This is a genomic window from Megasphaera micronuciformis F0359 (assembly GCF_000165735.1).
Classification (GTDB): Bacteria; Bacillota; Negativicutes; order Veillonellales; family Megasphaeraceae; genus Megasphaera; species Megasphaera micronuciformis.
This window is the reverse complement of record NZ_GL538177.1, coordinates 1-12,411: the sequence shown is the minus strand read 5'-3', so window position 1 is coordinate 12,411 and position 12,411 is coordinate 1. Positions and strand designations below refer to the sequence as shown.

General features: G+C 47.9%; 8 protein-coding genes. 5 read left to right on the top strand and 3 right to left on the bottom strand.

Features of this window, described 5'->3' with window-relative positions; genetic code table 11:
- Positions 1 to 40: 40 nt before the first annotated feature.
- The 3 genes from HMPREF9429_RS00235 to HMPREF9429_RS00225 all read right to left on the bottom strand — a co-directional run bounded on the left by HMPREF9429_RS00235 (position 41) and on the right by HMPREF9429_RS00225 (position 2,246).
- Positions 41 to 1,234: a M20 metallopeptidase family protein gene (locus HMPREF9429_RS00235; RefSeq protein WP_040773039.1), complete on the bottom strand. Its 1,194-nt coding sequence runs from the start codon at positions 1,232 to 1,234 to the stop codon at positions 41 to 43.
- A gap of 118 nt (positions 1,235 to 1,352) precedes the next feature.
- Complete coding sequence (locus HMPREF9429_RS00230; protein WP_006940722.1) at positions 1,353 to 1,967, bottom strand: hypothetical protein; 615 nt, start codon at positions 1,965 to 1,967, stop codon at positions 1,353 to 1,355.
- A 3-nt stretch (positions 1,968 to 1,970) separates the two neighbouring features.
- Positions 1,971 to 2,246, bottom strand: coding sequence for a DUF1653 domain-containing protein (locus tag HMPREF9429_RS00225; protein ID WP_006940721.1), 276 nt, complete (start codon positions 2,244 to 2,246; stop codon positions 1,971 to 1,973).
- Positions 2,247 to 2,395: 149 nt separating this feature from the next.
- Between HMPREF9429_RS00225 and HMPREF9429_RS00220 the strand changes: the two genes are divergently transcribed.
- From HMPREF9429_RS00220 to HMPREF9429_RS00200, 5 genes are all read left to right on the top strand, one after another.
- Positions 2,396 to 6,145 (top strand): phosphoribosylformylglycinamidine synthase, encoded by a 3,750-nt coding sequence (locus HMPREF9429_RS00220; RefSeq protein ID WP_006940720.1) that lies wholly within the window; start codon positions 2,396 to 2,398, stop codon positions 6,143 to 6,145.
- Between the two features lie 24 nt (positions 6,146 to 6,169).
- Positions 6,170 to 7,123 carry an L-lactate dehydrogenase gene (locus HMPREF9429_RS00215; RefSeq protein ID WP_006940719.1) on the top strand — a complete coding sequence of 318 codons (954 nt, stop codon included), beginning with the start codon at positions 6,170 to 6,172 and terminating at the stop codon, positions 7,121 to 7,123.
- 123 nt (positions 7,124 to 7,246) lie between these two features.
- Positions 7,247 to 9,712, top strand: a complete 2,466-nt coding sequence (gene gyrA, locus HMPREF9429_RS00210) for a DNA gyrase subunit A (protein WP_006940718.1) — start codon at positions 7,247 to 7,249, stop codon at positions 9,710 to 9,712.
- A 202-nt stretch (positions 9,713 to 9,914) separates the two neighbouring features.
- Positions 9,915 to 10,862 (top strand): bile acid:sodium symporter family protein, encoded by a 948-nt coding sequence (locus HMPREF9429_RS00205; RefSeq protein ID WP_006940717.1) that lies wholly within the window; start codon positions 9,915 to 9,917, stop codon positions 10,860 to 10,862.
- A 38-nt stretch (positions 10,863 to 10,900) separates the two neighbouring features.
- The gene (locus tag HMPREF9429_RS00200) at positions 10,901 to 12,310 is read left to right on the top strand and encodes an FAD-binding oxidoreductase (RefSeq protein ID WP_006940716.1); all 1,410 of its coding nucleotides are present in this window, start codon (positions 10,901 to 10,903) and stop codon (positions 12,308 to 12,310) included.
- The last annotated feature ends 101 nt before the right edge of the window (positions 12,311 to 12,411 follow it).

The following is a 12,411-nucleotide window of genomic DNA, read 5'->3' as shown; positions in this document are numbered from 1 at the left end:
GACATGTGTCGTCGGCGTTTTGCCTGTCTTTGAGCATTCATTAATGAGCGGCGAAGGCCTCGCAAGCCTTGGTATATACGGTGAGCATGTATTCCAAGGCCGCCGGCAGCCCCGTTTCATCATCAATGCGGAATTTCGGATTGTGATGCGGTGTAGGTGCGTGCTTTCCCGTTGCATCGGCCATGCCGAACCAGGCGATGGCCGCCGGCTTTTTCATACCGTAATAAGCAAAGTCTTCGCCGCCCAGCCGCGGGTCGATGTGAGCGACTTCCAGACCGATTTCACGAGCCGATTCCTGCATGACGGCAACGCAAGCCGGCGCATTTACAACTGCCGGATAACCGTTGACTATCGTTACCTCCGAACTGCACGCGTAGGCCGCGGGAATCGTTTCTCCCAAGCGTTTTATCTCCGCTGTTACAAAGCTACGCAACTGCGTGTCCAATACGCGTACGGCACCGCCTAAGACAGCTGTTTCGGGAATGACGTTGGCAACGCCGTGAGTGCCGCTGTGTAAGTAGGTAACACTGACTGTAGCATTATCTAAGGGGCCACATTTCATAGCGGGGATCATGCTGATGGCATCTACCAGATCGGAAGCCGGTAAGAGGGGGTTGTTGGCTGTATGGGGAGTGCTGCCGTGGCCGCCTTTGCCCGTGACGGTAATTTCAAAAGTGGCGATGGCGGCAGAGCGAGTTCCTTCCAGAACATCAACAGATCCGAAGGGTCTTTCGGCATCGACGTGAATAGCGAAAAACGCATCCACCTTGTCGGCAATGCCTTCTTCAACAAGGGTGCAGGCGCCGCCGGGCAGGAACTCTTCACCTTGTTGAAAAATAAAGTATACAGTGCCTTTTATAAGATCTTTATGGGCGGCGAGGATTTCGGCAACACCCATGAGCACTGCTGTATGAGCATCATGACCGCAGGCATGCATAACGCCCGGTTTTGTGCTTTTAAAGGGGAAATCGCTTTCTTCCGTAAGGCCCAAGGCATCGATGTCGGCGCGCAGGCCGATAGACGGCCCCGGTTGAGACCCGATAAGATACCCGACCGTACTGTTGCCGGAAATCCCGTCTAATACAGGAATGCCTGCGGCGGCTAAGCGTTTACGAATCCAGTGAGCCGTATCGGTTTCCTGAAAGGACAGTTCCGGATGTGCGTGCAAATAGCGTCTGTCATCTATCACCTTATTACCGTAAGCGGTGACGAGGTCTTTAATCGTATGGCTCATTATAATCTCTCCTTTATGTATAGATATTCTCATAATACCATTGAAGCCGGATATAAGCTACTGAGAATTGCATGATATACGAAAATGTAAATAACGCCTCCCTGTAGGAGGCGTTATATTAAAACAGATACTTTGTATCGTAGCTTATATCCATATATTGGGCAATAATATCATCATCGAACCCGAATTCTTCCGATTTTCCTTTGAATATATTGCCGAACTTCGATTGCAACTTTTTCTTGGTGTTTATAGGCGGCTCATATTCCGTACGTAAGCGGGCGGCGGCTGAGGAGCGATCTTCTACGCGGGTGAACACGCCATTGTCAAACGTTAACTCGTATACCGTTTCGAAGGCATGGGGGAGTTGGTAACCGAAAGGGGTAAAGAATTCGTGAATAAACTTGTAGGCAATCAGGAACGACCCCGTATAGATTACGGGTCTTTCCAAGTCGTAGCGTACGTTTCCGGCAGGAGAATGGAAAGAAACGGGTTCTACTCCGAAGAGCGAGGGAGCTTCATCGTTGCCGTTATTGGTAAATAACTGTGACAGAATAAGCCGTTTTTCATCGTCCAGTCGATAAACCGCCGAGTAGCCGCGCAAACAGGATTCGTCAAAAACCGTAGGCCGCAAGGGGAGACTTTTTATATTGAAAAGCTCTTTCGGCTTTTCAATAGCCACAAGGCTATATTTCTTATCATTGAAATTGAAGCCGTCAAAGAATTGTGAGCGCATAAATTACCTCCTGTCCGTATGGCGGTACGGGTCCGTAGCAGCCGCGTCGGCAACTTTTTCAAAGCGCCAGTGTTGTTCGGCTTGAGGGTACTTGACCTTGTCCGTCTCGCTCATAAACATATCCAGAGGGCGAATATAATCTGCATAATCGTCGTATAAGGCTTTGTAGACGACATAGGGCTCTCGGGTTTCCGAATGGGTGGCAATAGACACGATCAAATATAATTTATTTTTAAAATGCCGCCACACCTCATTGGCTTTAGGTAATTCACGTTTCAATAGTAACAGCTCCTCTCATTGGTACACATCTTACACATAGAGGCGTATTTTGTCCATAGGTAATGGCCTTTTGCCTTGCCAGTAACAGACGTATAGCCGTATAATAATCTATACGAGTAAATTATTTATCGACTTGAGGAGGTCACTCGATGCAATCCATTCGTCGTTTATACGTTGCTAAAAAAGATGCATTCGCACATGAAGCAAGACGCATGTATGCGGACTTGAAAGAAAACCTGCTGATTGACGGACTTAAAGACGTTCATTTGTACAATCGCTACGATTTGAGCGGTCTTGACGATGCGGCTTTTGCGGCAGCCAAGGATATGATTTTTTCCGAACCCCCTGTGGATGCGGTGTACGATACCCTGCCCGTAACCGACGGGGCTTTTGTGCTACCCATCGAATATTTGCCCGGGCAGTATGACCAGCGGGCCGACTCGGCTATGCAATGTTTGCAAATGTTGACTATGAAAAACGACGCTGTTGTACGGACAGCCCGAGTTTTTGTGTTTACCGGGGACCTGACGGATGAAGATAAGAAAATAATCAAACAATATTGCATCAACCCCGTTGAAGCAAGAGAGGCCTCTTTAGCAGAAGTGAAAACCTTGGAAACGGCTTGGGAAGAACCGGCGGACGTACCTGTAATAGACGGTTTTATCACTATGTCCGATGAAGAGCTTAAGGAACTCAGAAACAGCTTGTCCCTGGCGATGAGCTATGAAGACTTGCTGTTTTGCCGCGACTATTTCCGTAATGAAGAAAAACGTAATCCGACAATGACGGAAATTCGTGTTATCGATACATATTGGTCCGATCATTGTCGCCATACGACCTTTATGACGGAACTCACGGATATTGTTTTCGAAAACGGAACCTTTACGGCGCCTGTTCGTCGTGCTTATGAAACATATAAGACGACACGAGAAGCTTTAAAACGTAAAAAACCGCAGACTTTAATGGATATGGCGACCATTGCCGTTAAGGAACTGAAAGCGGCAGGAAAGTTGCAGGATTTGGATGAATCGGATGAAATTAACGCCTGCACTATTATCGTCCCTGTCGATGTAGACGGTAGGCAGGAAGAGTGGCTCCTCCTCTTTAAGAACGAAACGCACAACCATCCGACAGAAATTGAGCCCTTCGGCGGTGCAGCTACGTGCCTGGGCGGGTGTATTCGTGATCCTTTAAGCGGACGTGCGTATGTATACCAGGCTATGCGTGTAACCGGTGCGGGGGACCCCAGGCAAGCCGTAAAAGATACGATTCCCGGAAAGTTGCCGCAGAGAACGATTACGACGGGTGCAGCCAAAGGATACAGTTCATACGGCAATCAGATCGGGTTGGCGACGGGAGAAGTTAAGGAATATTATCATCCCGGTTTTGTAGCCAAACGCATGGAAATCGGGGCTGTTTTAGGGGCGGCACCGCGTGCCAATGTAGTTCGTGAAGAACCGCAACCCGGCGATGTAGTTATTCTTTTGGGCGGTAAGACCGGTCGTGACGGCATGGGCGGAGCTACGGGCTCTTCTAAGAAGCATACGCTTACGTCCTTGGAAACGAGCGGGGCGGAAGTACAAAAGGGTAATGCTCTTACAGAACGAAAGATTCAGCGCTTATTCAGACGCGGGGAAGTCACAACTCTTATTAAAAGGTGCAATGATTTCGGTGCCGGCGGTGTTTCCGTGGCTATCGGCGAGTTGACGGACGGCCTCGACATTTGTCTGGATGCGGTACCTAAGAAGTATGAGGGGCTCGACGGAACAGAATTGGCTATTTCCGAATCGCAGGAACGTATGGCCGTTGTCGTTGCGGCTAAAGATGCAGAAAAGTTTATGGCTTATGCGACGGAAGAGAATTTGGAAGCAACAGTAGTCGCTACTGTCACGGGTACGAATCGTCTGGTTATGAAATGGCGAAACAAGGATGTCGTAGACTTATCTCGCCGATTCCTGAATACAAACGGTGTCATGCAGCACCGTCAGGCTGTCGTACAAAATCCGAAAGAGGAAGATTTCTTTACGGCACCTGTCGTAACAGATGTTAAGGACACATGGCTAAGCACCATGGGCTCATTGAATATAGCGTCTGAACAGGGCCTTGCGGAATGCTTTGACAGCACTATCGGTGCCCGTACCGTTCTCATGCCCTTCGGCGGAAAATACCAAAAGACTCCGGTTGAAGGTATGGTTGCACGTATTCCCGTAGGTGTGGGACAAAAGACGGAAACAGCCAGTGTTTTCACCCACGGATATGATCCCGAGTTGGCATCATGGAGCCCCTTCCATGGCGCTTTATATGCTGTCGTTCAGTCTGTAGCGAAGTTAGTGGCCTTAGGGGGCGACCGTACAAAAGCATATTTAACGCTGCAGGAATTTTTCAGAAGCCTCGGTACGGATGCTCGTGCTTGGGGTGAGCCCGTGGCAGCTCTGTTGGGGGCGTATACGGCTCAGAAGGAACTGCAAATTGCGGCTATCGGCGGTAAAGACAGCATGAGCGGTACCTTTGAACAGCTGACGGTTCCGCCGACGCTGGTATCCTTTGCCGTAACGACGGAAAATGCAAAACACATTGTTTCACCCGAATTTAAAAAGGCCGGACATGCAATTGTTCTCTTTGATGTTCGCCGCGGCGAAGATGCTGTTTTGGATTGGGACGTATTCCGTCAGCACTGCGACTTTATTCATGAACACATGGTATCAGGAGATATTTACAGTGCACGTGCCGTCGGTAAGGGCGGGTTGGCAGCCACGCTTGCGGAAATGGCTTTCGGCAACGGGATCGGCTTTACAGTCTCTTCGGACGTAAGCTCTGAAGACCTGTTCGCCCTTCGGTATGGAGCGATTGTAGTGGAAACGGATGCTGAAAAAGGGGCTCAATGGGCTAGTCAGCTCAATGCCGTTGCCGTCGTGGCTCAGACGATTGAAGAGCCCGCAGCCGTTGCAGGAGACGTGCGTATTTCCTTATCAGAATTGCAGACTGCTTGGGAAAAAACTTTATCGCGTATTTTCCCCTTGCAGAGCCAATCGGCGGATGGAAGTGCCGAATTACCTCTTTATACAACGTACGGCCCGAAACGGAGCGAATCATTCGGCAAGCCTCGCGTCTTTATTCCCGTTTGCCCGGGAACGAACTGCGAATACGATTCGGCAGATGCCTTTGAAGCGGCCGGGGCCGTGACGGATACCTTTATTATTCGCAATGAAACGCCGCAGGCCTTAGAAGACTCTATTGAAGAAATGAGAAAGCGCATTGGGCAAGCGCAGATTATTATGTTCCCCGGCGGTTTCAGTGCCGGTGACGAACCGGAAGGGTCGGGCAAGTTTATTGCTACCTTATTCCGTAACCCGGCCTTAGCGGAAGCCTTGGAGTCCTTGCTGTATAAGCGGGACGGCTTGGTTCTCGGTGTTTGCAACGGCTTCCAGGCCTTAATTAAACTTGGCCTGTTACCGTACGGACATATTCAGCCTCTAAAGGCCGACAGTCCGACGCTTACGTATAATACCATTGGTCGCCACTTGTCGCGCATGGTCGATACGAAGGTAGTATCCGTCATGTCGCCGTGGTTTTCCAATGTAAGGGCCGGTGATATACATACGGTGGCGATCTCTCACGGTGAAGGTCGTTTTGTCGCATCGCCCGAACAGATTCGTCAACTGGCGGCTAAGGGCCAGATTGCTACTCAGTATGTAGATTTGAACGGTAAGGCTACTTATGACAGTACGTTTAATCCGAATCAATCGGTATTTGCCGTTGAAGGTATTACCAGTCCCGATGGTCGTGTTCTCGGAAAGATGGCACATACGGAACGATATACAGGTGAAACGATGTTCAGAAACATTGACGGTAATAAGGTACAACCCATCTTTGCAGCAGGTACGGAATATTTCAAATAATATAAAACCGGAGGGACGTAAAAGATGTATGATACTCGGAAAGTCGTTATTGTAGGAGCAGGGCACGTAGGTTCACATGTAGCACTGGCATTAATTCAGTCGGGTGAAGCGGATGACATCGTCCTTATCGATATAGATAAAGACAAGGCTGTCGGTCAGGCCTTCGATCTGGACGATGCCGTAACCGGAGCGGCTTGCGGTCGCGATACGGTTATTCGTGCCGGCGGATATGAAGAGTTGAACGATGCGGATATACTGGTTACGGCCTTCGGCCGTAGCCGCAAACCCGGAGAAACTCGATTGGATATGTTTGACGATTCCATTCGTATGGCTGATGAAGTGGTAAGCCGGTTAAAGACAGTGGATTTCAAAGGTATTATGATTAATATTTCCAACCCGGCAGATATTATTTGCGAATATATTCGTCGGGCTATGAAGTGGGAAGCAAGTCGTTGTTTCTGCACGGGAACGAGCTTGGAAACATACAGACTTATTCGTGTTATCGGCAATCTTACCGGGTATGCCCGCCGTTCCATACAGGGGTTTTGTCTCGGAGAACACGGTAATTCGGGATTTATCGCCTGGTCGACGGTACGTATTAACGGCCGTCCCTTTACGGATGTAATTAAGAGCAAGCCGGAATTAGCTGATACGGATTTGGATGAGTTGCAGACTCGCGTTAAACGGGCTGGCGATATAGAGGTGGACTTTAAGGGTTGTACGGAGTTTGGCATCGCCAATGCGGCGCTCATGTTGATTCGTGCGGTTTTTCATGATCAAAAGTTGATTTGGCCGTGTTCGACCGTTCTTACGGGTCAGTACGGGGAAAAAGATGTCGTAGCCGGCGTACCTTGTGTCTTAGGAAAAAACGGCATTGAAGAAATCATCGAGGTTCCTTTATTACCCGAAGAAGCGGAAAAATTCCACGCTTCTTGCGAAATTATACGGTCCTTCCTTGACAGAGCCGAGTCTTTGTAAATGACGAGCTACGTAAACCTGTTCAAAATCGACCGTATTTGCTATAATAAAACGGATATGCTCATAACGGCGGTTATGAGCTGCTGTTTTTAAGAAAACGTTTTGGTTAGTTGAGGTGACATTGTGGACGAACAGCAATTTGATAAAGTGTTACCCGTGTGCTTGGAACACGAAATGCAAAATTCGTATATCGACTACGCCATGAGTGTTATTATTACGCGTGCGTTGCCCGATGTACGAGACGGGTTAAAACCCGTTCATCGTCGCATTTTGTATGCTATGCACGAAGCCGGTATGACACCTAATAAACCGTATAAGAAGTCGGCACGTATTGTCGGTGAAGTATTAGGTAAGTATCATCCGCACGGGGACAGTTCCGTGTATGATGCGACCGTTCGCTTGGCACAGGATTTTTCGACGCGTTATCCCTTAGTAGACGGTCATGGCAACTTCGGTTCCGTAGACGGCGACTCGGCGGCTGCCATGCGTTACACTGAAGTACGTATGGCAAAGATTACGGGCGAAATGCTGGCGGATATTGACAAAGAGACTGTCGATTTCATGCCGAACTATGACGGCTCCTTACAGGAACCGACCGTACTTCCCGCTAAAATCCCGAACCTCCTGGTAAACGGCTCGGCAGGGATTGCCGTCGGTATGGCGACAAATATACCTCCTCATAATTTAGGGGAAGTAATTGACGGGCTTGTCATGATGATTGATGATCCGGATGTAACGTTGGATCAGTTGATGACAAAGATTCAGGGTCCTGATTTTCCGACGGGCGCTAAGATTCTCGGTCGTGAAGGCATACTTAAAGCGTATTCGACCGGTCGCGGTAGTGTGAAGATGCGCTCTTGCGCCGAAATTGAACCGATGTCCAAAGGGAAGAATCGCATTGTCATTACGGAGATTCCCTATCAGGTCAATAAGGCTCGGGTTATCGAAAGTATTGCCGATTTGTCGCGCAATAAGGATATTGACGGCATTACGGCATTACGTGACGAATCGGACCGTAAAGGTATGCGGATCGTCATTGAATTGCGTGCCGACGTAAATCCCGATATTATTCTCAATAAATTATATAAACATACACAGCTGCAAGAAACGTTCGGCGTTATCATGTTGGCTCTTGTGGACGGACATCCGCGGGTACTGACGTTGCGCGAAGTATTGGCTTATTATTTGGAACATCGCAAGGTCGTCGTTACCAGACGTTGCCGTTTTGAACTGGATAAGGCCTTAGCGCGGGCGCACATTTTGGAAGGGTTGCTCATTGCCCTCGATCACATAGATGAAGTCATTAAGACGATTCGTGAATCGGCTACGGATGAAATTGCCAAGAATGCCTTAATGAGTAAATTCGATTTGAGCGAAAAGCAGTCCATTGCCATTTTGGATATGCGTTTACGTCGCTTAACCGGTTTGGAACGCGACAAGATTCAGGAAGAATATGCCGAACTGGAAAAGACAATCGATTACTTGCGGAGTGTCTTGGCTGATGAACACAAACTCATGGGTATTATCAGAGATGAACTTCTGGAAACGAAGAAGAAGTATGCCGATAAACGCCGCACACAGATTGAAGCGGATACGTCGGAATTAAATGTAGAGGACCTCATTCCTAATGAACGTATGGTGCTGACCCTGACCAGACGCGGCTATATTAAACGTATTAATGCCAATGTATACCATACACAAAATAAAGGAGGTCGCGGCATAAAGGGAATGGCGACGAAGGATGAAGATGCGGTTAACCATCTTTTATATACGTCGGCTCATAATACGGTGCTTTTCTTTACCAACTTCGGTCGCGTCTATCGCCTGAAGTCTTATGAAATTCCCGAAGCAAACAGCCGAAACTCCAAGGGTATTGCGGCCATTAACCTTTTGCCTCTGTCACAAGGGGAAAAAGTAAACGCGTTGATTGATGTTGACCAGGTCGATCCGCAGGCAAACTTGTTCATGGCGACGGAACGGGGCCTTGTAAAGAAGACGTCCTTACAGGAATTCAGTAATGTACGCCGTAACGGTCTCATTGCTATATCTCTTATGGACGGTGACCACCTGGCTAAGGTTCGCATGACCAAGGGTGATCAGAATATCATCCTTGCCACAAAGCAGGGCATGGCTATTTGCTTCAAAGAAACGGATGTACGGCCCATGGGCAGAAATACGCGCGGCGTTCGCGGCATCACTCTTGCTGAAGACGATATGGTTATCGGTGCCGACATCCTGGCCGATGATTCACAAGTGCTTACAGTCAGTGAAGAAGGCTTCGGCAAGCGCAATAACGTAGATGCCTATAAGGTCCAGCGTCGTGGCGGTAAGGGCGTAAAAAACTTTAAGATTACGCCGAAGACCGGGGTCATTGTGGGTGTTGAAGTTGTTCGGAATACGCAAGAGCTCATACTCATTACTTCAAACGGCATCGTCATTCGCACGGATATTGAAAGTATCGGTGTTAAGAAGGGACGCAATACGTCGGGAGTCAAGATTCAGCGACTTGAAGAAAACGATAAAGTGGCCGCTCTCGATACGATTTCTGTTGAAGGAAGCGACGAACCGGTCCAAGATACGCTGATGTAGAATGTAAGAAAAGGCATTTTTGCTTTACGGCAAAAATGCCTTTTTTGTATAAAGATAAACGTTTAAGCGTATTTTGCATAAACGGCAAGAAGAAAGTAATCGTTATATAAATGACAAATAAGCCGTTTATTCCTATTTATACTAGGACGCCTCTTTGATATAATTATTATGTACTTATAAATATATATTAGGAGGGGATGCTATGGGTGATTGGAAAAAGTGTATTGCCTTCATGGCTAAATATGTACCTTTATGGGTTATCATATCGGCCGCTATCGCTTACATGTGGCCGCACATGTTTCGCGATTACAAGGTGGTGATTTCTCCCTGTCTGAGTTTAATTATGCTCGGCATGGGACTTTCGATGACCCCACAGGACTTTAAGCTGATTATATTACGACCGAAGGATGTTATTATCGGTATTCTTACTGTATATATATGTATGCCCTTGGTCGGGATCGGCTTAGGTAAGATTTTGGGATTGTCTCCCATGCTTGCAGTGGGACTTATACTGTTGGGCTGTTCGCCGACGGGAACGACGTCGAATGTCATGACCTTTTTGGCAAAAGGGGATAAGGCGTTATCCGTTACTATTTCCAGTATCAGCACTATGTTGGCACCTCTTGTCATGCCGACCTTGTTGATGTTTTATGCCGGAACGTATATGAATGTTGACGGAATGGCGTTGTTTATGAGCATTATTAAAATTGTCATTGTACCGGTGGTACTCGGACTGGTCATTCGTAAGGCGGCAGCGAAGTATATGGATACTATCTTGGCACTCGTGCCGGCGACAACTATTTTTGCCATCGTTACGGTAACGCTGGTTGTCGTGGCCTTAAACGTCAAGTTGTTACAGGCAGTAGCACTGGAAGCGGCTGTGGCACTGGTATTGTATACTTTCTGCGGTTTGGCACTCGGTTTTTTCGTATCCAAACTTTTGCGTATGCCGGCTGAAAAGGGTAAAGCCATGACCTTTGTTGTCGGCGTTCAGAATACGGCCTTAGCCGTAGCACTGGCCGTACAGTACTTCGATCCCGTGGCAGCCTTGCCGGGGGCCATCGGTGTCGTATGGACTACTATTTGTTGTTCGTTTATAGCTTCTGTGTGGGCCGGTCGCGATACTAAAGCGGGCGGCATGGGACAGTAAGATTAAAACGGCTTAATGTAAACGGAGGGAATGAAATCATGTCTAAATTCAATAAGGTTACACCGGAATTTGTTGAAAAATTGCGTAGTATTTTAGGAGAAAAGGGAGTTACGACGGACCCGGAAAAACTTCTGACCTTCCAAACGGATGAAGAAGGGAACTCCTACTGGTTCCGTACACCGGAAGTGGTCGTTTTCCCGGAAACGACGGAACAAGTAGCGGCCGTTGTGAAACTTGCCAATGAACACCTAGTTCCGATTACGCCGCGTGCCGCCGGATCGGGCGTTGCCTGTGGAGCTATTCCCATTCACCACGGGTTGGTTATGGAACTCGACAGAATGAATAAGATTCTGGAACTGGATGAAGATAATTTGTACGCCGTTGTTCAGACGGGCGTTCGGACCAGTGAAATACAGGAACAGTGTCGTCAACGGGGGCTTTTATATGCCGGAGATCCGTGTAGTGCCGACAGCTGTCAAATCGGCGGTAATGTGGCAACCAATGCGGGCGGCAATAAGGCTGTTAAATACGGTACGACGAGAAATCAAATTTACGGCATGAAGGTGGTTACCCCGACAGGGGATATTGTAGATATCGGCGGCCGCTTACAAAAATGTTCGACCGGCTACTGTCTGGAACAGCTTTTCTGCGGCTCTGAAGGCACCTTGGGGATTATTACGGAAGTCACGTTGAAACTTCGTCCTTTACCGCCCTATAAGTTTGACCTGGTATCTATTTTTAAGACTGATGACGAAGCCTTTACCTTGCCGAACAAGTTGCTCAAAGCGGGGATTGAACCGACCAGCATTGAATACATGGATAATGAAGCATTGAAAATTTCGTCAAACTATTGCGATATTACATTGCCCCATGTAGATGAAGGGGTCTGCTATGTTATCGTAACGGTAGAAACTTTTGATGAAGATGAGTTGGACAGAAAGATGGAAAAGGCCGGCGATGTTTGTGAAGCATGCGGTGCCGTCGATGTTATTGCGGCGGATGAACGCATTTGGGGTTGCCGCCGCCAATTTGCCGAAGCGGCGAGAGACATCGATATTATGTTTGTTGCCGAAGACTTTGTTGTACCCTTGGACAAGATTGCCGAAATTACATCCAAGCTGCCGGCCTTAAAAGAAAAACACGGTCTTTACACTGTTACGGTTGCCCATATCGGTGACGGCAATATTCACGTATTGCCCTTGAATAAGGACGGCTTGTCGCCTGAAGGGTGGATGGAAAAGATGGAATCCTTCCATGCCGATCTCTTTAAGGAAGTCTATGCTTTGGGCGGTAAGATGTCGGGTGAACACGGCGTAGGGTATAAGAAATTGAAAGAATTCAAACGTCATACGCCGGAAGGGGAACGCAATATTATTAAAGCTATTAAAAAAGCCCTCGATCCGAACAATATTATGAATCCGTCGAAGATTGTAGATATCGACGAATAGAGGAGCATAGAGTACGGGGTATACAAAATCTTGTATACTCCGTACTTTTTATGTATAAAACGGAAAAACAGATAAAAAGAGGTTGACAAGAGAAGGTGAAT

What these genes read in the sequence shown, in the direction of transcription:
- HMPREF9429_RS00235 (WP_040773039.1), bottom strand. Translation starts at nt 1,234, where the DNA reads ATGAGCCATACGATTAAAGACCTCGTCACCGCTTACGGTAATAAGGTG.
- HMPREF9429_RS00230 (WP_006940722.1), bottom strand. Translation starts at nt 1,967, where the DNA reads ATGCGCTCACAATTCTTTGACGGCTTCAATTTCAATGATAAGAAATAT.
- HMPREF9429_RS00220 (WP_006940720.1), top strand. Translation starts at nt 2,396, where the DNA reads ATGCAATCCATTCGTCGTTTATACGTTGCTAAAAAAGATGCATTCGCA.
- HMPREF9429_RS00215 (WP_006940719.1), top strand. Translation starts at nt 6,170, where the DNA reads ATGTATGATACTCGGAAAGTCGTTATTGTAGGAGCAGGGCACGTAGGT.
- HMPREF9429_RS00205 (WP_006940717.1), top strand. Translation starts at nt 9,915, where the DNA reads ATGGGTGATTGGAAAAAGTGTATTGCCTTCATGGCTAAATATGTACCT.
- HMPREF9429_RS00200 (WP_006940716.1), top strand. Translation starts at nt 10,901, where the DNA reads ATGTCTAAATTCAATAAGGTTACACCGGAATTTGTTGAAAAATTGCGT.